This window comes from Novosphingobium clariflavum, from assembly GCF_026420865.1.
Classification (GTDB): Bacteria; Pseudomonadota; Alphaproteobacteria; order Sphingomonadales; family Sphingomonadaceae; genus Novosphingobium; species Novosphingobium clariflavum.
Map to the genome: position 1 here is coordinate 1 of NZ_JAPCWC010000039.1, position 22,524 is coordinate 22,524.

General features: G+C 63.6%; 20 protein-coding genes and 1 pseudogene. 16 read left to right on the forward strand and 5 right to left on the reverse strand.

Going from position 1 to position 22,524, the window contains the following annotated elements:
* From OKA11_RS22585 to OKA11_RS22600, 4 genes are all read right to left on the reverse strand, one after another.
* On the reverse strand, nt 1-2,761 hold a 2,761-nt coding region (locus tag OKA11_RS22585; RefSeq protein WP_267224565.1), incomplete at its 3' end, for a Tn3 family transposase.
* Between the two features lie 91 nt (nt 2,762-2,852).
* Complete coding sequence (merA, locus tag OKA11_RS22590) at nt 2,853-4,229, reverse strand: mercury(II) reductase (protein WP_021222959.1); 1,377 nt, start codon at nt 4,227-4,229, stop codon at nt 2,853-2,855.
* Nucleotides 4,230-4,308: 79 nt separating this feature from the next.
* Complete coding sequence (locus OKA11_RS22595; protein ID WP_004213249.1) at nt 4,309-4,638, reverse strand: heavy-metal-associated domain-containing protein; 330 nt, start codon at nt 4,636-4,638, stop codon at nt 4,309-4,311.
* Between the two features lie 12 nt (nt 4,639-4,650).
* Complete coding sequence (locus OKA11_RS22600) at nt 4,651-5,046, reverse strand: mercuric transporter MerT family protein (RefSeq protein WP_004213251.1); 396 nt, start codon at nt 5,044-5,046, stop codon at nt 4,651-4,653.
* Between the two features lie 76 nt (nt 5,047-5,122).
* Here OKA11_RS22600 and OKA11_RS22605 point away from each other — a divergent pair, with 76 nt between their 5' ends.
* The 3 genes from OKA11_RS22605 to OKA11_RS22615 all read left to right on the forward strand — a co-directional run bounded on the left by OKA11_RS22605 (nt 5,123) and on the right by OKA11_RS22615 (nt 7,222).
* On the forward strand, nt 5,123-5,545 hold the full coding sequence (locus OKA11_RS22605) for a MerR family transcriptional regulator (protein ID WP_014072603.1): 423 nt from the start codon (nt 5,123-5,125) through the stop codon (nt 5,543-5,545).
* A gap of 170 nt (nt 5,546-5,715) precedes the next feature.
* Nucleotides 5,716-6,276 carry a recombinase family protein gene (locus tag OKA11_RS22610; protein WP_004213255.1) on the forward strand — a complete coding sequence of 187 codons (561 nt, stop codon included), beginning with the start codon at nt 5,716-5,718 and terminating at the stop codon, nt 6,274-6,276.
* A gap of 142 nt (nt 6,277-6,418) precedes the next feature.
* Nucleotides 6,419-7,222: a PDZ domain-containing protein gene (locus OKA11_RS22615; RefSeq protein ID WP_017503485.1), complete on the forward strand. Its 804-nt coding sequence runs from the start codon at nt 6,419-6,421 to the stop codon at nt 7,220-7,222.
* On the opposite strand, the gene OKA11_RS22620 is transcribed toward OKA11_RS22615, so the two are convergent.
* The gene (locus tag OKA11_RS22620) at nt 7,216-7,632 is read right to left on the reverse strand and encodes a MerR family transcriptional regulator (protein WP_004212867.1); all 417 of its coding nucleotides are present in this window, start codon (nt 7,630-7,632) and stop codon (nt 7,216-7,218) included. The two genes, OKA11_RS22615 and OKA11_RS22620, sit on opposite strands and share 7 nt — an antisense overlap.
* A 78-nt stretch (nt 7,633-7,710) precedes the next feature.
* Between OKA11_RS22620 and OKA11_RS22625 the strand changes: the two genes are divergently transcribed.
* The 13 genes and pseudogenes from OKA11_RS22625 (at nt 7,711) to OKA11_RS22685 (ending at nt 22,356) form a co-directional block, all read left to right on the forward strand.
* Nucleotides 7,711-8,337 carry a cation transporter gene (locus OKA11_RS22625; RefSeq protein ID WP_004212870.1) on the forward strand — a complete coding sequence of 209 codons (627 nt, stop codon included), beginning with the start codon at nt 7,711-7,713 and terminating at the stop codon, nt 8,335-8,337.
* Nucleotides 8,337-10,304: a cytochrome c/FTR1 family iron permease gene (locus tag OKA11_RS22630; protein ID WP_009824024.1), complete on the forward strand. Its 1,968-nt coding sequence runs from the start codon at nt 8,337-8,339 to the stop codon at nt 10,302-10,304. The genes OKA11_RS22625 and OKA11_RS22630 overlap by 1 nt, the downstream gene beginning before the upstream one ends.
* A 73-nt stretch (nt 10,305-10,377) precedes the next feature.
* Complete coding sequence (locus tag OKA11_RS22635; RefSeq protein WP_039396785.1) at nt 10,378-10,674, forward strand: hypothetical protein; 297 nt, start codon at nt 10,378-10,380, stop codon at nt 10,672-10,674.
* A 60-nt stretch (nt 10,675-10,734) separates the two neighbouring features.
* Nucleotides 10,735-12,012 (forward strand): TolC family protein, encoded by a 1,278-nt coding sequence (locus OKA11_RS22640; protein WP_267224606.1) that lies wholly within the window; start codon nt 10,735-10,737, stop codon nt 12,010-12,012.
* Entirely contained in the window at nt 12,012-13,190 is a 1,179-nt protein-coding gene (locus OKA11_RS22645) for an efflux RND transporter periplasmic adaptor subunit (protein WP_039396764.1), read from the forward strand. Before OKA11_RS22640 ends, OKA11_RS22645 begins: the two co-directional genes overlap by 1 nt.
* A gap of 3 nt (nt 13,191-13,193) precedes the next feature.
* Complete coding sequence (locus tag OKA11_RS22650) at nt 13,194-16,439, forward strand: efflux RND transporter permease subunit (RefSeq protein WP_004212878.1); 3,246 nt, start codon at nt 13,194-13,196, stop codon at nt 16,437-16,439.
* A 53-nt stretch (nt 16,440-16,492) separates the two neighbouring features.
* A complete protein-coding gene (locus OKA11_RS22655) occupies nt 16,493-16,981 on the forward strand; it encodes an SRPBCC domain-containing protein (protein ID WP_004212879.1) in 489 nt (162 codons plus the stop codon).
* Nucleotides 16,978-17,355: a hypothetical protein gene (locus tag OKA11_RS22660; RefSeq protein WP_103095546.1), complete on the forward strand. Its 378-nt coding sequence runs from the start codon at nt 16,978-16,980 to the stop codon at nt 17,353-17,355. Before OKA11_RS22655 ends, OKA11_RS22660 begins: the two co-directional genes overlap by 4 nt.
* A 47-nt stretch (nt 17,356-17,402) precedes the next feature.
* Nucleotides 17,403-17,816: a hypothetical protein gene (locus tag OKA11_RS22665; RefSeq protein ID WP_004212881.1), complete on the forward strand. Its 414-nt coding sequence runs from the start codon at nt 17,403-17,405 to the stop codon at nt 17,814-17,816.
* 3 nt (nt 17,817-17,819) lie between these two features.
* Nucleotides 17,820-18,506, forward strand: coding sequence for a ZIP family metal transporter (locus tag OKA11_RS22670; protein WP_004212882.1), 687 nt, complete (start codon nt 17,820-17,822; stop codon nt 18,504-18,506).
* Entirely contained in the window at nt 18,503-19,111 is a 609-nt protein-coding gene (locus OKA11_RS22675; RefSeq protein WP_004212885.1) for a cation transporter, read from the forward strand. Before OKA11_RS22670 ends, OKA11_RS22675 begins: the two co-directional genes overlap by 4 nt.
* Nucleotides 19,108-21,610: pseudogene (locus tag OKA11_RS22680) on the forward strand (heavy metal translocating P-type ATPase). Before OKA11_RS22675 ends, OKA11_RS22680 begins: the two are co-directional and overlap by 4 nt.
* Nucleotides 21,607-22,356, forward strand: coding sequence for an HAD-IIB family hydrolase (locus OKA11_RS22685; protein ID WP_004212890.1), 750 nt, complete (start codon nt 21,607-21,609; stop codon nt 22,354-22,356). The pseudogene OKA11_RS22680 and the gene OKA11_RS22685 overlap by 4 nt, the downstream one beginning before the upstream one ends.
* Nucleotides 22,357-22,524: the final 168 nt, after the last annotated feature.

Consider the following 22,524-nt stretch of genomic DNA (forward strand, 5'->3'; position numbering starts at 1 on the left):
AGTAGGAAATCGCCGCAATCAGCAGGTTCAGCCCAGATGCGCGAAATTCCTGATTTTCCAGCGAGCGATCGGTGAACCGACCCTGCCGGTTGGTATAGATGGCGGCGGCAAGCGTGTGCCTCGCCTCGCCTTTGTTGAGACCGGCCTGACAGGCACGTCGCAGTTCCGGTTGTTCAAGCCAATCGAGCGTGAACAAAGTGCGCTCGATACGGCCCAGTTCAGCCAATGCAAAATCCAGCCTGTTCTGGCGTTTGTAGGCGGCAAGTTTTCGCAAGATTACTGACGGCGCCACCGTGCCATCCTTGATTGAGGCGACAATCCTGACGATGTCATCCCAATCGGCCTCGATCGCTGCCGTTTTGATGGTGCGGCCCATCAGATTTTCGATGCCCTTGTATGTCGATGGCGCAGCGATCGAACCCAGCTTGCGGTCGCCAATATCGCGCAGCCGTGGCGCGAAGCGGAACCCGAGTAGGTGGCAGAGTGCGAAAACATGATCGGTGGCGCCGCCGGTATCGGTATAGTGCTCATGCAACGGAAGGTTGCCGGCGCCCAGGACAAGCCCGTCGAGCACGTAAGGCGCTTCACCTGCCGTCGCGGACATGATCCGTGATCCGAATGATGCGAAGTGATCGGAAAGGTGAGAATAGATTTTCACGCCAGGTTCGGCGCCATATTTGGCATTGACGTCCGCCGCCCCTGAACGGCTCCGCCCCGACCGGAAGAACTGGCCATCGGACGACGAACTGGTGCCAGCGCCCCAATGCCGCGCGAAGGGTAATTCGTGATGGGCTGAGATGATCATGGCCAGCGCGGCCTGATAGTTCTCGGGTGAAAGATACCAGTTGTGGGTCCATGCGAGTTGGGCATAGCTGACGCCTTCGCTGGCATTGGCCATCCGCTCCAGCCCGAGGTTGGTGCCATCAGCCAGAATTGCGGCGAGTACCGTGCTGGGGTTGTCGTGCTCCTTGCCTGAGCGCAGGTCACGGAATGCGTTCAAAAAACCAGTGCGTTCGGCGACTTCAAGCAGCAGCTCGGTGATGCGCACGCGGGGAAGCAGGGTATCGAGCTTGCGATCGAGGGCTTCAGCTTCCGGTGGGGTGACAGGCGGCATTTGCTGAAGCTTGAGCCGGTCTCGTTCGAGCGACACTCCCTCAAGCTTGTTTGTTTTCAACTGCTTGGCAAATCGGCGCAGCCGCCAGTCAAGATTTCGTGCCCGGTCAGCGAGGTAGGATGCAGCATTTGAATCGAACGGAAGCACATCCGCCACTTTGGCGGCGTCGCGCCGACCCAGCAAATAGGCATCGAAGCGCTGATAGTTGCGGGTTCCCTCGATCCATACATCACCGGCGCGCAAACGATCACGCAAGGTTGCCATGATCGCAATTTCATAACGTCGGCGGTCGATACGGCCGCTTTCGGTGATGAGACGCTTCCACTGCCGATTGGGGAATGGCAGTGGAACGCCATCGGGAAGGTCGCGCGACTTTCGTGTGTTCGCATCGCGAATGACATCGATGGCTTTGATCAGTGCCGTCCCTGTTCCAGACGCCTTGAAGGTGAAGGCGTCCAGAAATGCCGGGCTGAAACGCCGTAGCGTGGCGTAACGCTCGGTTGCCGTTACCAGTGCGTCCTCGCCGGCAAGATCAGCAAGGGCATCTACTTGGGCCTTTGCCGCAACAAGCCGGTGCCAGCCCACCGCTTCGTCAATCAATTCGAGCGGATCGCCGCCATTCTGGACAGCCTCATCAAGTGCTGTAATCGTGGCGCCAAACAGCCGCATGAGTTGCCCCACCGACTGAATACTATCTTGGTAGCGACGCTCGCGCCCACGCCGCGCGCGCGTGAACATGCCGCCGATAAGTCGGTCAAACATTTGGATCGCGGCATCGGCAAGTCTGGCCTCAAGGTCGATCACTGCGGCCGTCAACGTCGCCCGCCTGCGATTGACGCTGTAATCCGAAAGCAGGAATGCCGGTGCCACGCCGCCCTCGCGGACAAATTGGGCAAAGCGGAATTCCGGAATGGCGCCCCCAACTACCGGGTGGATACCTATGCCGCGAACATAGCGCAGGCGCTCAAGCAAGCCATTGATATTGGCCGCAGTCGGGGCTTCTTCGAAATTACGCAACCACGCCAGCGGTGTCATGCCGAAATCCGGGTTGTTGATTACGAGTTCGTCTAGCCGTGTCAGTTCAGCAGAGCTGAGGCCTTCGACGATTGCGGCTGCGGCAGCTTTGCGTGCGCGTGCCCGGCCAGCAAGACCGGCGCGTTCCAGTGTGTCGCCTGACGGAAGAATGAACCGCTCACCCTTCAGGCCAACCATGAGGGCGCGAACAATCGGTTCACCTCTGTCTGTATACTCGGCGGCTTGCGCGGCAAGATTCAGGGCAAGTGCCAGGTCGCCGCGTCGAAACGGGCGTATGCCAAGATAACGCGCCACGAGATCGGCATGATCGGTACGGGTTTGCGCGCGCTGACCATATGCAGAGAAGGAGGAAGGATCGACGAATAACTGTGCCGCGAGGTACTGAAGAATGACGTCGGGAAGCCCGATCTCGGGTTGCAGACCAAAGCCGGGATGTCGCATCAAAGCGATTTGTGCAGCCAGACCGAGGCGATTTGCTGGACCATAGCGGCGCCCAACCAATTCAACATCTTCCGCAGAAAGGGTATAATGCCCAATGATCGCGGTTTCTTGGACAGGAGGATCGAACAGGCGCCGGCGCTCGTCTCCGGTCAGAAGTCGGCGTCGTGCCATTTTGCTCTCCCGCTGAGGCGAATAACAAAATTGACACCAAAGCGGCTTGCACTGGAGGGAGGCCATTCGTTGCCGGTTGATCCCCGAGCAATCACCCGGCGCAGCAAGACAGTTTGGCGACATCCTTATCAAACGTTTGGGCCGCCAGTTTGAGGCCTTCCACAGTGGTCAGGTAAGGAAATATCGTTGCACCCAATTCCAGGGTGGTCATGCCGTGTTTGATCGCCAGCACCAGTGTCTGGATCGAATCCGCGCCTTCGGGTGCCATGATCTGGCCGCCCAGCAAACGGTCGTTCGCCTTGTCGGCAATCAGTTTGATGAGACCCCGCGTATCGCGTGCTGCCAGTGCCCTTGGCACAGCATCGAGCGGGAGCAGCGAAACCTTGATGTCCAGGCCTTGCGCCCGTGCTGTCGTTTCAGTGAGGCCGGCGCTGGCGACTTGCGGGTCGGTGAAGACGACGGATGGCATGGAGGAATTGTCGTAGCGGTATTGGTTGCCCGTCACCGCGTTGCGCGCGGCCAGTTTTGCGCCATAGGCGGCCATGTAGACGAACTGGTCCCGTCCCGTTACATCGCCCGCCGCGTAAATGCCTGGAACCGACGTTTCGAGGTGGTCATCGACGACGATTCCACCATTACGGGCAAGCACTATGCCGCGCTCCTCCAGCCCAAGCCCGTCGCTATTGGGTCGGCGTCCGGTGGCGATGAGCACCTGTTCCGCCGCGACGGTGTCACAATGCCCCTCGCAGGTCAATTCGACCCCGCTCTGTGTTTGGGCGATACGCTGATAGCCGACACCTGCGCAAACCCGCACGCCCTCGGCTTCCAAATAGTTTTTCAGCGCGGCACTCACTTCCGGGTCCATTTCGGGGAGCAGGCGGCTTCGGCAGCAGATGGTGACATCAACGCCCAGACGCGAAAACATCTGTCCCAGTTCTACCCCGATCACCCCGCCACCGATCACCAGCAGCGATTTGGGCAAGCGATCCAGCGCCAGCGCCGATGTGCTGGTTAGGTAGGGCACGCTGTCCATCCCCGGAATCGGCGGCACGGCGGCGTGCGCACCCATCGCCAATATGACCTTGCCGACCTTCATGGGCGCATCGCCGACAATCAGCGCACCATCGGCAAAGCGTGCCTTGCCCTCGATATAGCTCACACCGTCATAGGCGGGCAGCAGATCGACATATTTTTTTTGGCGCAGCGTCGTGACAAGATCGTCCTTCGACGCCGCCAATACGGACCAGTCATCCATCTGGACAGCGCCCCCAAGGCCGGGAAAGCGCGCGGCGGCAAGCCCACCATGCACCGCTTCGGCGGCGCGGATCAGCGTCTTGGAAGGAACGCAGCCAACATTGACACAGGTGCCGCCAATCGTGCCGTGACCGACGAGCGCCACTTTCGCGCCCAGATCGGCAGCGGCGATCGCGGCGGAGAACCCGGCAGAACCCGCGCCGATGACGGCCACGTCAAATCCTTCCTGCCCGGGGCGGTTGCAACAGTCGTTCATTGCTTATCGCTTTCTTGAGGCGCTGGCGGCGCCCCGCTCAGTTTTGAATAGCGCGCGCCGGATAACCCGCGTTGGTTGATGCAGCGGCAATCGCAGCAGCATTGGTGCGGCGCGGGTTATAGGTTGCGCGCGCGGTCTTGGCTGCGAAATCGACCGTGACCGCCGTTACCCCGGCGACGCCTTCCATCGCCTTCTTCACGGTGATCGGGCAGGTGGCGCAGGTCATGTTCTCTATGGCAAAGGTGGTTTGCTTCTGAGCGGTTGCGGTAGCCGCGGGGCGATCTTGCGCCGTGCCACTAACTGCATAGGCGACCCCGCCGCCAGCCATAGCCAGCACGGCCATAGCGATACATACTGTCTTTTTCATGGGTATTTCCTTTCAATAGAACCAGGGTGCCCACCAGCCGATGGTGAGCGCCAGGATGGCGACGGCAAGGCCCAGCCACAGCACCGCCTTGGTGGTCCAAGCCGATTGTGGACGAGCGCAGTAGGAACCGTCTTCACAGGGCGGTTTCGGCTTGAAATAGACATGCCAGAAGCCGTAGCCGAGCAGCGCGAGCGTTACGCCTGCGACATAGGGCTTGTAAGGTTCGAGCGCCGTCAGGTTGGCGATCCACGCGCCGGAAATTCCGAGCATAACCAACAGTAGCGGGACGACGCAGCAAGCCGAGGCGAGCCCCGCGCCGATCAATGCGCCCGCCGCAACCCAGTTTGCCTGCTTCGGCTCGTGGTTTTCGGTGAGGGCTGGCTGTCCCGCTTCCGGCGTTGAGACCATGGCTTGAATCCCTTGTTCCAACTGAGTGATTCGCAGTGTAGGCTCTGTAGCCACTACAGACTCAAGAGGTATTTTCATGGAGCAACAGGTCGGCATCTTGCGTGCCCAGCTTGCCCGGAAAACAGGCTGCAATCTCGAAACCATCCGCTATTACGAGAAGGTGGGATTGCTGCCGGGGCCGCCTCGCAGTTCCAACGGCTACCGCGTCTATTCGCCGGAACTGGTGCAAAGGTTGCAGTTCATCCTGCGCGCGCGCGACCTTGGCTATGCAATGGATGAGATACGGTCATTGTTGTCGCTCACCGATACCGGTGCACAAACCTGCGCGGAGGTTATGGCGAGAACCGAACTCCACCTTGAAGATGTCCGCCGCCGCATTGCAGATTTGCAGAAGATAGAGGTGACGCTGGCGACCACGTTAGCCAGATGCACTGGAGATGACGTTGCCGAATGTCCCATCCTGGAAGCACTCCAGTTTTTACCCCATCAAGGCAATTGACGCCATCTTTGAGGGATTTGATTTTGTGATGTCAGCTTGGAGTATAGCCTAACTGGACGTCAGGGCGGTACTGCGGTTTCTGTCAGATTAGGGTGATAAACGGAATTTGTTGACGAATTTCGTTACGTATCATAGATTTCAACCTGACATTTTGATGGAGAGAGTGCGCAGTGAAGGGGCAACGGATCGGCTATGTCCGGGTCAGCACGTTCGATCAGAATGTGGATCGCCAATTGGAAGGTCAGTCGCTCGATCGGACCTTCACCGACAAGGCATCGGGCAAGGACGTCAACCGCCCCCAGCTTGAGGCTCTGCTCACTTTCGCCCGCGAAGGCGATACCGTCGTCGTCCACAGCATGGATCGGTTGGCCCGCAATCTGGATGACCTGCGCAAGCTGGTCCAGGGCCTCACCAAGCGAGGTATCCGGATCGAGTTTGAGAAGGAAAGCCTGTCCTTCTCGGGGGAGGACTCCCCGATGGCCAATCTGATGCTCTCGGTCATGGGTGCGTTTGCTGAGTTCGAGCGCGCTCTGATCCGCGAACGGCAACGCGAAGGCATTGCGATCGCTCGGCAGCGCGGCGCCTATCGGGGGCGGAAACGGTCGCTCTCGGATGAGATGATTGCCGATCTGCACCGCCGCGTTGCCGCCGGTGAACGCAAGGCGACCATAGCGCGCGACATGGGCATCAGCCGCGAAACCCTCTACCAGTACCTTCGCGCCGCTGCCTGACACCAATGTTCACATTATGTCCGGAAAATCGTTGTTCAGCGTACAAAGCTTGAGGTGACGCCTGCTGGTCCGCGACATCGACGTACAGCTCGCCCGCGAAACCCGTCGCTTACCCTTTGCCGTCGTTGGTGATCTGAGTTCAGTGTCGGCGGCCTTCGGACGACCGATCGATATCCTCCTCGGTGCCGATATGTTCACGGGTAGCTGCATCGCGCTCGATTTCGCGAAAAGGCGTATGGCGGTCGTCAAGTCAGGCACGTTTCTCGCCGGTCCCGACTGGCGCGCTGTCGCGCTCGGGCGCGGTGCCAAGCAGGAGCTGTTCATTCGAGCTTCCGTCTCGGGTTTGCCTCCCGTGCCCTTGATGATCGATCTTGGCAGCTCGGCCGCGCTGATGCTCTCGTCGGCCTATGCCCGCGATCAAGGGCTGTTGAACGGGAAGCTCGTCTCGACCGCGGCGATCGGCGGCGTCGATGGTGTGCGTATCAACGATGCTTTCACGATCCAGAACATCAACATCGAAGGGCTTGGCGTCTCGAACGTCCCCACACTCGGGATGAGAGCTTGGCTCTCCACCAGCACGGTTGGCAATGTCGGCCTACCGCTGATCGCTCAATTCGACGTGGTGTTCGACGTGACCGCCGGATTCGTGTGGCTCCGGCCACTCGGTCCTCGTCGTCGCCTGCCGATGCTGAAGGACCGTAGCGGCCTTGGCCTCGCAGCCTCACCAACGGCGCTCACCGTTGTTCATGTGGCGGCGAACAGTCCCGCGGAAAAGGCTGGCTGGGCGGTCGGCGACCGGATCGTGGCGGTGAACGGCCATTCGATCGATGCGAACTATACGCGTGGGGAGCTCTGGCAAGTGCGCTCCCGGCCTGCTGGCACCCTCGTAAAGCTGACGATGGCCTCGGGTGATGTGCGCGAGCTCAGGCTGGCCGATTATTATTGATCGGCTTGAGGGTGGCCTTTGCCGATCGCCTTCATGATCCGACAATCGGCCATGCGCGCCTTGGTGCAGCTCTGGCTGAGCATTGCCAACTCATCCCGCAACACCGCGAGTTGCGCCAGTCTCTCCTCCACATCCTTGAGGTGCTGAGCAGCGATAGCTGAGGCGGCACCACAATCCTGGTCCGGGTTCTGCGCCAGCCCCATCAACGAACGGATCTCGTCGACGGAGAAGCCAAGCCGGCGACCGTTGCGGATGAAGTGCAAACGCTCAATGTCACTGGCATCGTAGGTTCTGCGACCCGACGCCGTGCGAGGGGCGGATCGGAGCAACCCGATCGACTCATAAAAGCGGATCGTCGTCACCTTCGTCGAGGTCTCGCTGGCGAGCTGCCCAATCATCACCGGCTTCATCATGCCATCCTTGCTTATGCGAACGTGTCGCACATTTCGCTTGCTTCTACAGCGACTGGAGGTGGTAAGGAAGGCCGCATGAATGCTTCTACCGAAAGCTGCGGGTGCCACGGGGAGCCCGCGCGCGCGCAAACCGATCCGGCCTATCGCCGTGCGCTGCTGACCGTCGTGGTGCTCAACCTCGGCTTCGGAGTCGCCGAGCTGTTCGGCGGGTTCATCGCCGATAGCCAAGCGCTGAAAGCGGATTCCCTCGATTTTCTCGGGGACGGGTCGATCAGCCTTATCGGTCTTCTCGCGCTTGCCTGGTCCGCACGGGCGAGGGCAAAGGTCGCGCTGACGCAGGGGTTGTTTCTCGGTGCGCTTGGCGTGGGCGTAATCGGTTTCGCGATTTGGCGCGCCCTGAACGCAACCGCGCCCGATGCCGAACTGATGGGCACAATCGGCGTTGTCGCGCTCGCGATCAATGTCGTGTCCGCCTTGGTGCTTGCGCGTTTCCGGGAAGGGGACGCCAATGTTCGCGCGATCTGGCTGTTCAGCCGCAACGACGCGCTCGCCAACGTGGCGGTGATCGCCGCGGCCGGTCTGGTGGCGTGGACAGGAAGCGCCTGGCCGGACCTCGCCGTCGCCGGCCTCATCGCCCTCCTGTTCCTCCACTCCGCTTATGAAATCGTCACTGGCGCTCGGCGCGAATTGGGAGAGCGGTAGTGCGTCTGCTCGCGTTGATCCGGGCAATGCTCTCGTTGCGGCTGCTCTCCGCGCTCGCGGCGCTGCTGATCCCTGCTGCGGCAATCGCCGAACCCGGCGACGTGCAAACCGCATGGCGGCTGCTCGACTATATGGCCGTCGATTATGGCGGCGCGGTCGCCAACGGTCGGATCAAGAGCACGTCGGAATATGCCGAGATGACGGAGTTCGCCGCGTCGGTCTCGACACGGTTTCAGGGCCTGCCGGCGAAGCCGGAGCGTCAAGCCCTCATCCAGCGGGCTGCCAACCTCCAGGCGGTGATCGCGGAAAAGGGACCGACTGAACAGGTGGCAACATTGGCGCACGGGCTCGCGGCCGATCTGTTGCGCGCCTACCCGGTGCCGCTCGCGCCCGATAAGGCTCCGAACCTCGTCTCCAGCGATGCCCTGTTCCGACAATCCTGCGCGTCCTGCCACGGGATGACGGGCAACGGCCGTGGCCCTGACGCCGCCAAGCTCGCTACGCCCCCGATTGCTTTCACCGATGCCGAGCGCGCGCGCCAGCGCAGCGTGTTCGCGCTCTATCAGGTGGTGACGCAAGGCATCGACGGGACCGCGATGCAGAGCTTCGCCGATCTGCCCAACGATCAGCGCTGGGCGTTAGCATTCCGAGCCGGGAGCTTCGCCTTCACGGATGCGCAGGCGCGCGAAGGCGAGCGGCTTTGGAAATCCGACCCGACCCTTCGCCGGCGCATTCCGGACCTGAAAACCCTGGTCGCGCTCACCCCGGCCGCGCTCGGCGCGGCGATCGGCGACGCCAAGGCTGACCCAGTGCTCGCGTTCCTGCGTCGTCATCCCGAACAGGTGATACAACAGGCTCCCGGCTCGCTCGCGGTCGCCCGCGCCAAACTCGCCGAAAGCGTGGCGGCTGCGCGGCGCGGCGATGCGCGCATGGCGAAAGAGCTGGCGCTGTCGGCCTATCTCGATGGGTTCGAGCCGATCGAGCCAACACTCACCGCGCGCGACGCGACGCTGATGGGTCGAATCGAGGGCGCGATGGGGGAGTTCCGCGCCTCGATCGACCGGGGCGCGTCGCCCGATGATCTCGCGGAGAAGGTCGCAGTACTGGGCGGCCTTTTCGACGATGCGGAAGCGGCGCTCGCGCCTGATGCCGCCACCGAAGCGTCCACGTTCCTGGGCGCGTTCACGATCCTGCTGCGTGAAGGGCTCGAAGCCCTGCTCATCGTTGTCGCCATGATCGCGTTCCTGCGTAAAGCCGAGCGCGGCGAGGCGCTGCGGTACGTGCATGGCGGCTGGGTCAGCGCGATCATCGCGGGCGGGATCACCTGGGCGGTCGCCACCTATGCGATCGGGATCAGCGGTGCGAGCCGGGAGCTGACGGAAGGGTTTGGCTCGCTGTTCGCCGCGGTCGTGCTGCTCTCGGTCGGGATTTGGATGCACGGCAAGGCGCAGGCCGATCAGTGGCAGCGCTATATTCGCGAGAAGATGTCGCGGGCGCTCTCGGGCGGGTCGGGCTGGTTCCTGTTCGGGCTGGCGTTCGTCGTAGTTTATCGCGAGGTCTTCGAGACGATCCTGTTCTATGCCGCGCTTTCGGCGCAAGGTGACAACGGGATGCTTCTCGCGGGGGCCGGGTCGGCGATTGGACTGCTCAGCCTGATCGCTTGGGCCATGCTTCGCTACAGTCGCAAGCTGCCGATCGCGCAGTTCTTCCGCTATAGCTCCTGGCTCATGGCGGTCCTGACCGTCGTGCTGGCGGGTAAAGGCGTCGCCGCGCTCCAGGAAGCCGGCCTTATCAACATCGCACCGCTCGCGGACGTGCCACGGCTGTCGATGCTCGGCGTGTTTCCCACTTGGCAATCGGTGCTGGCGCAACTCCTGATGGCGGTCGCCATTGCGGTCGGGTTCGCCTGGAACGGGCGCGACCGATCCCGCTCGGGTTCCGGCTCAGTGACCCTTGGTTCGAATTAGTGCAATGACATGAAAACCCTTCCGTGATAGAGGCAAGCTAGTGCGAGCCTTTTTGCCTTTCCTGACATGCCTGATGCTGGTCCTGACCAGCTTCTCCGGCATGGCCCATGCCGCCGATCTGGCGGGGGGAAGCATCGCGGGCGTTGAGTTCACGGTCCATACCGCCGGTGACATCGATCAGGTGCCATCGGACTCGGACAAGAATGTCCCGCATCATCACAATTATTGTCACGGACACGACGTCGGCGCGCCTGCGCGCACGACGATGGAATATACCCCCGTCCTCACAGTGCTCAAGCCGACAATCTCCGCCTCTGCGTCGCTCGACGGCCGCACCGGCATGGTCCATTTGAGGCCCCCCCAAGCCTGACGTCCGATTTGGGCGTGCGTTGGCGCGCCCCTGTCGATCATCGTCAGGAGTCCTATTTTCATGAATCGTATCCTCGCGGCCATGCTGGCCGCAGCGTCTTGCGCCACGATGGCGCAGGCGCAGGTCGGACCGTCCGCGCCTGTTGCGCAGGATGCGCCGGTCTACACGCTTGACCAAGCGGTCAGTGCAGCGGGCGGTTCGGCCCCTGCTGCGGAAGCGGCGACAGCTGGAATCGACGCGGCCCGTGCAGGTCGCACAGTCGCCGGCTTGCGGCCCAATCCGGTGGTTCAAGGCCAAGTCGAGAATGTCATCGGCTCCGGGCCGTATCGGGGGGGCCGCAGCGCGGAAACCACGGTCGGCTTTGCGATCCCGATCGAGCTAGGCGGCAAGCGCGGCGCCCGCGTCGCGGTCGCCAATGCGCAATTGTCCCGGGCCGAGATCCAGGCCGCGATCATCGCGGCGGATGTCCGGCTTCAGGTAACGCAGCTCTATGTCGAAGCGGTCGCGGCCGATCGCCGGGTAATGACAGCCCGCGATCAGGCCCGGATCGCCAGCGATGCGCTGCGGGCCGCGAGCGTTCGCGTGCAGGCAGGGCGGGCATCGCCACTCGAGCAACAGCGCGCGGATGTCGCGCGTATCAATGCCGACGCCAATGTGGAGCGGCAGCTTCGCTTGGCCGAGGCGGCCCGCGCCAATCTGGCGCGTCGGATCGGACGGCCGATCGACGGCCTGCTCGATGACACGCTGCTCGATCGCCTTCCCGGTGTGAACGTCTATGGGCCGTTGGCACCGGTCAACACGACCGGCACACTCGCGCTGGCGGCAGCCAACGCGGATTTCTCCATTGCCGAAGCCGGCGTGCGGCTCGCGCGCGCCAATCGCGTGCCTGACCTGAACGTCGGGCCGTCGATCCGCCGCCTGGAAGCGACCAACGACATGGCGGCGGTGTTCAGCGTGTCGATCCCGATCCCGGTGTTCAACAATGGTCGCGCCGCGATTGCGCAGGCGACCGCGCAGCGGACCCAGGCGGATGCGCAGCGCCGCGTGACCGCGCTCGACATCGAACAGGCGATCACGGACGCGCAGGCGCAGGCGGCCAATGCCGCAACGACGGCTCGTGCGGCGTCGGGGCCGGCGCTGGCGGCTGCACAGGAGGCCGCCCGCATCGCGCGGATCGGCTATCGCGAGGGCAAGTTCGGCCAGCTCGAATTGCTCGATGCTGAACGCACGCTCGCCGAAACGCGGGTCGCCGCGATCGACGCGCTTGCCAATTACCAGAATGCCCGCGCGCAAGTGGAGCGACTGACCGCTCGTGCGCCCAATGGGGGGAATCAGTGATGAAGAGCTTTTATCTCGCGGGCGCGGCGTCGCTCGCCCTGCTCTTGGCTGCCTGCGGCGGCAAGGATGGCGGAAACGAGGCAACTGCCGAAGGCGCAGCTGCCAATGAGACGGCAGCGGGCACGGAAAAGGGCGGTGCTGAAGGCGGTCATGCCGGTGAAGGCGTCGTCACATTGGGTGCCGACCAGATCGCCACAGCGGGCGTCCAGGTCGGACGGCCGATCATCGGCGGGGCCGGGACGATCGAGCTGCCCGCGATCATCGAGGGCGACCCACAGGGAACGCAGGTCGTCTCGGCCGCAATTGCGGGACGCGTGGTCGCGCTCACCCGTAACCTCGGCCAATCGGTCGAACGCGGCCAGACCATTGCGGTCATCGAAAGCCGCGAGGCGGCGCAGATCAAGGGCGAGGTCGAGGCGGCGCGGGCGCGGCTTCAGCTCGCTAATTCGAACCTCGCGCGCGAACAGCGGCTGTTCGCGCAGAGAGTCTCCCCTGAACAGGATCTGATCGCCGCCCGCACAGCGGCGACGGAGGCGCGGATCGCCCTGACGCAGGCGCAGAGCATGGTTTCGGCGGCGGGTGTCGGCGGCGGCGGGCTCAACCGGCTCGGCATTGCCGCGCCGATCTCGGGCCAGATCATTGCGCGCCCCGTGACGCTGGGACAAACGGTCGCGGCGGATGCCGAACTCTATCGCATCGCCAACCTGAGCCAGGTGTCGATCGCGCTTAATCTCAAGCCCGAGGATGCGGGCCGGGTGCGTCCCGGCAATACGGTGCTGGTGAAGGCGGCAGGCCGTCAGGCGACCGCCCGCGTGACCTTCGTGTCGCCGGCGCTTGATCCGCAGACGCGGCTCGTGCCTGCGCTCGCCACCCTCGACAATCGCGGTGGCGAATGGCGGGTCGGCGAGCCTGTGACGGCAGCCGTGCAGCTCACGGGCAGCGGCGGGAGCGGGGCGGTCCGCGTGCCGACGACGGCGGTCCAGAGTTTCGAGGGCAAGTCGGTCGTGTTCGTGCGCACGCCCACCGGCTTCAAGGCGACCCCGGTCCAGCTCGGCGATGCGTCGGGCGACACGGTGATCGTCCGGTCGGGCCTGACCGGCAACGAACAGATCGCCACCACCGGAAGTTTCACGCTCAAGGCCGAGATCGGCAAGGGCGAAGCGAGCCACGAGGATTAAGCCATGATCGCCCGTATCGTAACCTGGGCGGTCGAGAAGCGCTGGCTAGTCCTGCTCCTCACCGTCATCGTCGCCGCCATCGGCGCCTTTTCCCTCTACCGGCTACCGATCGACGCGGTGCCGGACATCACCAACAATCAGGTCCAGATCAACGTCCGCGCGCCTGCCCTCTCGCCCGAGCTGGTCGAGAAGCAGGTGTCGTTTCCAATCGAAACCGCGCTCGCCGGCACCCCCGGCCTGGAATATACGCGCTCGTTGAGCCGCAACGGCTTCGCGCAGATCACGGCGGTCTTTTCGGACGCGACGGACATCTATTTCGCCCGCCAGCAGGTGGGCGAGCGTCTGCGGGGCGTGCAAGAGAATCTGCCCGACGGCGTGAACCCTGAAATGGGTCCGATCGCGACAGGCCTGGGCGAGGTGTACATGTACACCGTTCGTCTCGATCATCGCGAGGACGACAAGCACAAGCCCGGTGAACCGGGCCAACAGCCCGATGGCAGCTACATCACGCCAGAGGGCGAGCGACTGACGACCGAAGAGGACAAGGCGACCTACCTGCGCACCGCGCAGGACTGGATCGTGACGCCGCTTCTGAAGACCACACCGGGCCTCGCCGGTGTCGACTCGATTGGCGGTTACGCCAAGCAGTTCCTCGTCGTGCCCGACGTGCAGAAGCTGGCCTCGCTCGGCATCACGCTGACGGACCTGGGAAATGCGCTGGAGCGCAATAACACCAGCGTCGGCGGTGGCTTCGTCAATCGCAATGGCGAAGGTCTGGCTGTTCGCTCGGATGCGCTCGTTCGCAATGCCAGCGAGTTGGCCAGGACCGTGATCGCGACACGTAACGGCGTGCCGATCACGGTCGAACAAGTTGCGACTGTGAAGACGGGTCAGGCGATCCGCATGGGTTCGGCATCGGAGAACGGTACCGAAGTCGTCGTCGGCACGGCGATCATGCGGATCGGCGAGAACAGCCGCATCGTGTCGACCGCGGTCGCTGAGAAACTGAAGACGATCAACGCTTCGCTGCCTCCTGACGTCGTAATTCAGCCGGTGCTGAACCGCACCGAGCTGGTCAATTCGACGATCAAGACGGTCGCGAAAAACCTGTCCGAAGGCGCGGTGCTGGTCATCGTCGTGCTCTTCCTGCTGCTCGGCAACTTCCGTGCGGCCCTGATCGCGGCGTTGGTCATCCCGATCACCATGATGCTGACAGGCTTTGGTATGCTGCGCGCTGGGGTCTCGGCCAATCTGATGAGCCTTGGGGCTTTGGACTTCGGTCTGATCGTCGACGGCGCCGTCATCATTGTCGAAAACGCGCTGCGCCGGCTTGCCGAGCAACAGCATCATGAAGGCCGATTGCTCAGCGTCAAGGAACGGCTCGCGACCGTGGCAGCCGCTGCGCGTGAGATGATCCGTCCCTCTGTGTACGGGCAGGCAATCATCATCCTCGTCTACGTACCGCTGCTCACGCTGACCGGCGTGGAGGGTAAAACGTTCGGACCGATGGCGCTGACCGTCATCATCGCGCTCGCCTTCGCCTTCATCCTCTCTCTCACCTTCGTGCCGGCGATGATTGCGATCTGGCTGTCGAAGAAGGTCGAGGAGAAGGACGGCCGCATCATCACGTGGCTGAAGAAGCGCTACGAACCCGGTCTCGACCGGGCCATGAAGCGCCCGACGCTGACGATCGGTGCGGGTGTGGGAAGCCTTGTGGTGGCGGCGCTTGCTTTCACTACGCTCGGCTCGGTGTTCCTGCCGCAGCTCGACGAAGGCGATTTGCTGATCCAGTCGCTCCGCATTCCGGCAACGTCGGTCCAGCAGAGCCAGGCGATGCAGGTGCCGATCGAGCGGATGATGTCGAAGCAGCCGGAGGTGCAATTCGTCTATTCCAAGACGGGCACCGCCGAGCTGGCGGCCGACCCGATGCCGCCGAACGCGACCGACATGTTCGTCATCCTGAAGCCGCGCAAGGATTGGCCGGATCCTGAGCTTCCCAAGGAGGAGCTGGTCAGCCGGATCGAGGGTAATCTCGCGAAGATTCCGGGAAATGCCTACGAGATCACCCAGCCCATCCAGATGCGCTTCAACGAGCTGATCGCCGGCGTGCGCGGCGACATCGCGGTGAAGGTGTTCGGGGACGACTTCAACCAGATGAACCGGACGGCCGAGCAAATCGCGGCGGTGCTGCGCAGAACGCAAGGCGCAGCGGACGTGAAGGTGGAGCAGACGACCGGTCTTCCCATGCTCGACATTCGCGTCAACCGCGACGCGATGGCGCGGTTGGGCGTTACGGCTCAGGATGTGCAGGACACCGTGACTGCGACGATCGGCGGGCGAACATCGGGCCAGATCTTCGAGGGCGACCGTCGCTTCCCCGTGGTGATCCGCCTGTCGGAGGCGCAGCGTGCCGACATCGGCCTGCTCCAACAGGTGCAGGTGCCGGTGGCAGGCGGCGGCTATGTACCGCTGTCCAGCGTCGCCGAGATCAAGGTGGTCGATGGTCCGAACCAGATCAGCCGCGAGAACGGCAAGCGGCGCGTGGTGGTGCAAGCCAACGTGCGTGGCCGCGACGTCGGATCCGTCGTGGCGGATGCGCAGGCGGCGATCGGCAGCCAACTCCGGCTGCCTGCCGGCACCTATCTCGAATGGGGCGGCCAGTTCGAGAACCTCCAATCGGCAAGCGAACGGCTGAAGCTGGTCATTCCGGCTTGCTTCATCTTGATCCTGCTGCTCCTCTACGGGGCGTTGGGATCGGTCCGCGACGCCGCGATCGTGTTCACCGGCGTGCCTTTCGCGCTGGTGGGCGGCGTCCTGTTGCTGTTCCTGCGGGGCATGGACTTCTCGATCTCGGCGGCAGTGGGCTTCATCGCCCTCTCGGGCATCGCGGTCCTCAACGGCCTCGTCATGGTCAGCTCGATCCAAGATCTGATCCGATCAGGGATGAGCCGCGAGGAAGCCGCGCATGTTGGCGCGATGCAGCGTCTGCGACCCGTCATCATGACCGCGCTAGTCGCCAGCCTCGGCTTCGTGCCGATGGCGCTGGGCGAAGGCGCCGGCGCAGAGGTTCAAAAGCCTTTGGCGACGGTCGTCATCGGCGGTCTGATCTCGGCGACGCTTCTTACGCTGTTCGTGCTGCCGACACTCTATGCCCGGTTCGGGCAGAAAGTGATCGAGAAACCCGAGCACTACAATGAGGAGCATGAAGGGGACGACCACGGTCAGACCTTCGTGAACAACTTGGCCTGATGGATGGGCGGGGCGATCCGCGATCGCCCCGCCCATCTCTGGGAGATGGGGATATGCCTCGCACCATAACCAGCTCGATGCTTCACGGCGGGCCACTGCGCATCTGGTCGGCACTCACCGATCCGGATCATCGCCGGGCGTGGAGTCCGCTCGTATTTCTCGATGATCCGTCCCGGCTCGGCGACACAGAATGCACCTTTGCGATCCAGGGCATCACCCGGCCAATTCGGACGCCAGCACGGATTGATCGATTCGATAAACCGCACGCCTTCGCTTGGTCCTGCGGCATCCCCTATCTGTTCACGCTCGAAGAGCGGTACGAGCTGGCGGGGGACGATGGCGGCACCAGGCTAACGCATAGCTGCACGCTGCGCGGGGCGCTCTCCCTGCCGTTCGCGGCGATGATGTTGCGCCGCCTGCGATCCCTGATGGTCGAATCTGACGATCGCCTCGCAACCTATCTCCGCTGGCGGGTAGGTCAGCCTGCCCGGGCTATCAATCGTCAGCGCGTCCCCTTCCGCTACAGGAGGAAGGCGCGATGATGATGCACTGTAAGCGGGTGCTGCCCGCCGTCATCCTCGTTGTCGGGCTCGCGGCGTGCTCGGAAAGAAAGCCGCCAGCCCCGCCAACGGAGCAGCAGATCCATTCGCCCGACAGCGCCGTGGCGACCGGGGAAATGGGGCGGCATAGATATCGCTGTTCCGACGGGGAACCGCTGTTCGTCGATTACAAGGACAACGGCCTGCAGATCGATTTGCGGCGCTCCAACGGGGGACCGCCGATGATGCTGACCGCGCCAGCGCAGGGCCTGCAATATGTCGGCGAAACAGCCACCGCGACCTTCAAGGGGTCGCAGCTCACCATCGTGGAAGGCGATGGCCGTACCCGGATCTGCGAGCAGGAAGGCACGCGATGAACTGCCCTGCCTTCGAACGCCACAGGGCGCTTCGTCGGAAGAGACCGATGTCTGACACGTCGATTTCAAATGTGACAACCTTGTGCGGCCTGAATCGGGCCGGTCTGGCGATCGCGCGCCTCGGCGTCGTTCTCGTCTCCGGGGCGGTTATAGGGGCGTGTAATCCAGCGCCGACCCAGCCTACCGAGCCGGCGCATGAAAAGCATCTGACGTCGAAACTAATCGCGCAGCGCATCATGTACTGCGACGACGGCACACGCGCCGATGTCGACTTCATCGATGACGGCTTGAAAATGGCCGTCACCTGGCTGCCGAAGGGCAGGACCGAGATCCTGCGCGCGCAGCGAACCGGTGACGAGTTTCGCGGCGACCATTCGCGGGCTGTCGTGGCGGGCGGATCGATCGCGTTCACGCGACGCGGGAAGATCCGCGTCTGCCACCGAACCCCGGAGGAGTCCTAGGAAATGCAGGCACTGCTCTATACGCTTGCGCCTGTGCTGGCGGTCGTGCTCGGCGCGATTGTCGCGAGCCGCACCAAGTTGAAACCTGGCCTCGTGGCGGGCCTACAGCATCTCGCTGCCGGCGTCGTGTTCGCGGCGGCAGCGACCGAAATCCTGCCGCAGGTCAAGCATGAGGCATCGCCCAGCGCGACGTTGATCGGCGGGGCGGCGGGCGTCGCGACCATGCTGGGGCTCAAGGCTCTTGAGGCCCGCTTCAAGGGGCCGATGGCGCTACTCGCCGCGATCGGCATCGACATTCTGGTCGACGGCCTGGTGCTCGGCCTCGCTTTCGTGGCGGGCGAGAAGGCAGGTCTCCTGCTGACGATCGCGCTCACTCTGGAAGTGTTATTTCTGGGACTGACGCTGACCGACGAGCTGGCGGAAACCTATCGCTCGCGCTTGCGCATCATCGTGATCGTCTCGGCATTGGCCCTGCTGCTGCCGATCGGCGCGCTCGCTGCCGTGCCTGTCGCCGCGCTGTCGCCGGTGATGATCGCCGGCTTCCTCAGCTTCGGGCTGATGGCGCTGCTCTACCTCGTCACGGAGGAGTTGCTGGTCGAGGCGCACGAGAAACCCGACACCCCGCTCATCAGCTCGATGTTTTTCGTCGGCTTCCTGGCCCTGCTGACACTTGAGGAGATGATGGGATGATCCCGGGCAACGACAACAATGGCGGGCAGGAGCGCCGCACACTGTGGATCGTCCTGCTGCTGAACGCGGCGATCGCTGCGGGCTTCTTCGTTTCCGGCTTCTTCGCGGACTCGAGCGCGCTGATCGCCAACGGCGTCGACAACCTGTCCGATACGGCTGTGTATGCGCTGAGCCTTGTGGCGCTCACCCGGGGCCAGACATGGAAGACACGCGCCGCGGTCGCTTCGGGCGTCATGCTGCTGATCTTCGCGGGCGGCATCTTGATCGATGTCGGACGGCGCTACGTGCAGGGCAGCGAGCCCATCGGACCTACCATGATGGTCATGTCCGCGATCGCCGGCGTCGTGAATTACCTCTGCCTGCGGCTGCTCCAGCGCCTCAAGGATCCGGACGTCAATCTCCGGGCCGCAACCACCTTCAGCTTCAACGACTTCATTTCCAACGGCGGCATCCTGATCGCCGGCGTGCTAGTGCTGTGGTTGGGTACCAATTGGCCGGACCTGCTGGTCGGCTTCGCCACCGCCATCATCGCCATCAAGGGCGGTGTCGAAATCCTGCGCGACGCGCGCGCCGAAACCAAGAAAAGCGAAAGGAGGTCGTCATGAACGACAAGCTCGAACTCGACATTCCAGTGTTGTTGCCGGACCTTCCTGACGCGGCCGATGCCTGCCTGGACCGTCTCGTATCAACCCTGTCAAAGCGCGAAGGTGTCGAGCGGGCGCATGTGATCTGTCTCGACGGCAACACGCCAGCGGCGCTGTGCATCCATTTCGATGCCGCCAAGCTGCCGCTGCCACGGTTGCGCGAAATGGTGCGCGCCGCAGGTGCCGAAATCACCGAGCGCTACGGCCATGCGATCTGGCAGGTGACGGGGATCAACCACGAACGTCGGGCGCGCACGGTCAGCGATGCGCTGTGCGCCTTGCCCGGCGTGGTCCAGGCAAGCGCCAGCACCAGCGGGTCTGTCCGGGTCGAATATGATCGCCGCGAAACCACCGAAGAGGAGGTGCGCGCTGCGCTTCGCAAGCTGAAGGTGAGGGTGGGCAAGCGGGTCGCTGCCGATGAACATGCCGGCCACGACCACGGCCCCGGGGGCCACGGCGCGGGCGAAGAGAAGCACGGCCCCGGCGATGGCCACGACCATAGCCACGCCGAATTTCTCGGCCCCCAATACCGAGCTGATCTTCGCGCTCGCCTGTGGCGCGCTGCTGGGGATCGGCTACGCGATCGAGAGGCTGGTCGCTGGCGCGCCCGAATGGCTGCCGACCGCCTGCTATATCGCAGCCTATTTCTTCGGCGGATTCTTCACGCTGCGCGAGGCGATCGACAACCTCCGGATGAAGAAGTTCGAGATCGACACGCTGATGTTGGTCGCTGCGGCCGGCGCCGCTGCGCTGGGCGCATGGGCCGAAGGTGCGCTGCTGCTGTTCCTGTTCAGCCTCGGCCATGCGCTTGAGCATTATGCAATGGGCCGCGCCAAGAAGGCGATCGAGGCGCTGGCGAAGCTCGCGCCCGAAACCGCGACCGTGCGACGCGGCGGGCAGACCAGCGAAATCCCGGTCGAGCAGATGGTCGTCGGGGACATTGCCATCGTCCGCCCGAACGAGCGCCTGCCTGCCGACGGCTTCGTCATCAAGGGCACCAGCGCGATCAACCAGGCCCCGGTCACGGGTGAAAGCATCCCGGTCGACAAGGTGCCGGTCGCAGATGCCGCAGCGGCACGCGCCAAGCCCGATGCAGTCGACGCGGAAAGCCGGGTTTTTGCTGGTACGATCAACGGCGGCGGCGCGATCGAGATCGAGGTGACACGCCGTTCCAATGAAAGCGCGCTTGCCAAGGTCGTGAAGATGGTGAGCGAAGCGGAGACGCAGAAGTCGCCGACGCAGCGCTTCACCGACCGGTTCGAACGGATCTTCGTGCCCGCCGTCCTGGTCCTGTCAGTGCTCCTGCTGTTCGCATGGGTGGTCGTCGACGAGCCGTTCCGCGACAGCTTCTATCGCGCGATGGCGGTGCTGGTGGCGGCAAGCCCGTGCGCGCTCGCGATCGCAACGCCGAGCGCGGTCCTGTCGGGCGTTGCCCGTGCAGCGCGGGGCGGCGTGCTCGTGAAGGGCGGTGCACCGCTCGAAAACCTCGGGTCGCTCAAAGCGATCGCTTTCGACAAGACGGGCACGCTGACCGAAGGTCGTCCGCGCATCACTGATGTCGTGCCCGTCGATGGCGCCGATGAAGGCGAGTTGCTGGCGCTGGCTGTCGCCGTCGAAGCGTTGAGCGACCATCCCCTGGCCCAAGCGATCGTCAAGGACGGCCGCGAACGTCTGAACGATCGTGCCGTGCCGACTGCCGGCGACCTCAAGAGCCTGACCGGTCGGGGCGTCACCGCGAGCGTGGATGGCGAGACGGTGTGGATCGGCAAGGCCGAGATGTTCGGAAGTGAGGGCATTCCGGCGCTGGGGCAGGGCGCGCAGGACGCAATCGCGAAGCTGCGCGAGAACGGCCGCACGACAATGGTGGTCCGCAAGGGGGACCGCGACCTGGGCGCGATCGGCCTGATGGACACGCCTCGCGAAGCTGCCAAGACCGCGTTGCGTCGGCTGCACGAGATGGGCGTGTCGCGGATGATAATGATCTCCGGCGATCACCAGAAAGTCGCCGAAGCGATCGCCGACGAAGTCGGGATCGACGAAGCGTGGGGCGACCTCATGCCCGAAGACAAGGTTGCCGCGATCAAGAAGCTCGCCGGCGAAGACAAGGTCGCGATGGTGGGCGACGGCGTGAACGATGCGCCGGCGATGGCAAGCGCCACGGTCGGCATCGCGATGGGCGCGGCGGGGTCGGACGTTGCGCTGGAGACAGCCGACGTGGCGCTGATGGCCGACGATCTGGCGCACCTGCCATTCGCAGTCGGTCTTAGCCGCCATACCCGTGGAATCATCCGGCAGAACGTCTTCGTCAGCCTGGGTGTCGTCGCCTTCCTGGTGCCTGCTACCATCCTCGGCCTCGGCATTGGGCCAGCGGTGGCGGTTCATGAGGGATCGACGCTGCTCGTCGTCATCAATGCGCTCAGGCTGCTCGCCTACCGCGATCCGGCAGGGAAGGCGGCATGAAGTGGCTGATCGCCTTCGACCTCGACGGCACGCTTGCCGAGAGCAAGCGGCCGTTATCGGAGGATATGGCCGCAATCCTCGCCCGATTGCTCGCCATCACGGATGTGGCGGTGATCTCGGGCGGGGACTGGCCGCAGTTCGAAAAGCAGATCGCCTCGCGCCTTCCTGCCGGCGTCGCGCTCGACCGTCTCTGGTTGATGCCGACCACAGGCACGAAACTCTATCGGTTCATCAATGGCGCTTGGCGCGCGGTCTATGCCGAACTGTTCGACGACGCGGAGAAGGCGAAGATCCGCACGGCCTTCGATCAGGCGCTGACCGATGCCGGTCTCGCCGACGAACGTATCTGGGGCGAACGGATCGAGGACCGGGGCAGCCAGATCACCTTTTCGGGCCTGGGGCAGGCAGCGCCGCTGAAGGAAAAGGAAGCGTGGGATCCTGACCGAAAGAAGAGGACCGCGTTGCAGGCCACGTTGCGCGCGAAGCTGCCGGAGCTCTCGATCAATCTCGGTGGCACGACATCGATCGACGTGACCAGAGCAGGGATCGACAAGGGCTATGGCCTGAAGCGCCTGAGTGCCGAGAGCGGTGTCCCGCTCGACGGGATGCTGTTCATTGGGGATGCGATATTCCCCGGTGGGAATGACTATCCCGCTGCTGAAATCGGCCTCGACACAGTGAGGGTGCGCGACGTCGCGGAAACCACCGCCGTCGTGACCGCCATCATCGCGTGTCTGCACCGATAGGATCAAGATACATGGTCGGCTCCATCGCGGAATGCCGCATTGTCAAAGCTCTGGCTTCTGTCGCTTAGGGCAGCGCTTCCTAAAACGAAAAGAAGGCAATGTGCGCGTCTCCGCGAACAAAGCCTCCAGCGATCAATCTAAGAGATTCCGCCGCGCTTCTCAATCGTA

Bases quoted from the DNA above. Each gene is read 5' to 3' on its own strand.
- OKA11_RS22595 (WP_004213249.1), bottom strand. From the start codon at position 4,638: ATGAAAAAGACAGTATGTATCGCTATGGCCGTGCTGGCTATGGCTGGC.
- OKA11_RS22600 (WP_004213251.1), bottom strand. From the start codon at position 5,046: ATGGTCTCAACGCCGGAAGCGGGACAGCCAGCCCTCACCGAAAACCAC.
- OKA11_RS22605 (WP_014072603.1), top strand. From the start codon at position 5,123: ATGGAGCAACAGGTCGGCATCTTGCGTGCCCAGCTTGCCCGGAAAACA.
- OKA11_RS22620 (WP_004212867.1), bottom strand. From the start codon at position 7,632: ATGAAGCCGGTGATGATTGGGCAGCTCGCCAGCGAGACCTCGACGAAG.
- OKA11_RS22625 (WP_004212870.1), top strand. From the start codon at position 7,711: ATGAATGCTTCTACCGAAAGCTGCGGGTGCCACGGGGAGCCCGCGCGC.
- OKA11_RS22635 (WP_039396785.1), top strand. From the start codon at position 10,378: ATGCTGGTCCTGACCAGCTTCTCCGGCATGGCCCATGCCGCCGATCTG.
- OKA11_RS22640 (WP_267224606.1), top strand. From the start codon at position 10,735: ATGAATCGTATCCTCGCGGCCATGCTGGCCGCAGCGTCTTGCGCCACG.
- OKA11_RS22645 (WP_039396764.1), top strand. From the start codon at position 12,012: ATGAAGAGCTTTTATCTCGCGGGCGCGGCGTCGCTCGCCCTGCTCTTG.
- OKA11_RS22650 (WP_004212878.1), top strand. From the start codon at position 13,194: ATGATCGCCCGTATCGTAACCTGGGCGGTCGAGAAGCGCTGGCTAGTC.
- OKA11_RS22655 (WP_004212879.1), top strand. From the start codon at position 16,493: ATGCCTCGCACCATAACCAGCTCGATGCTTCACGGCGGGCCACTGCGC.
- OKA11_RS22660 (WP_103095546.1), top strand. From the start codon at position 16,978: ATGATGATGCACTGTAAGCGGGTGCTGCCCGCCGTCATCCTCGTTGTC.
- OKA11_RS22665 (WP_004212881.1), top strand. From the start codon at position 17,403: ATGTCTGACACGTCGATTTCAAATGTGACAACCTTGTGCGGCCTGAAT.
- OKA11_RS22670 (WP_004212882.1), top strand. From the start codon at position 17,820: ATGCAGGCACTGCTCTATACGCTTGCGCCTGTGCTGGCGGTCGTGCTC.
- OKA11_RS22675 (WP_004212885.1), top strand. From the start codon at position 18,503: ATGATCCCGGGCAACGACAACAATGGCGGGCAGGAGCGCCGCACACTG.
- OKA11_RS22685 (WP_004212890.1), top strand. From the start codon at position 21,607: ATGAAGTGGCTGATCGCCTTCGACCTCGACGGCACGCTTGCCGAGAGC.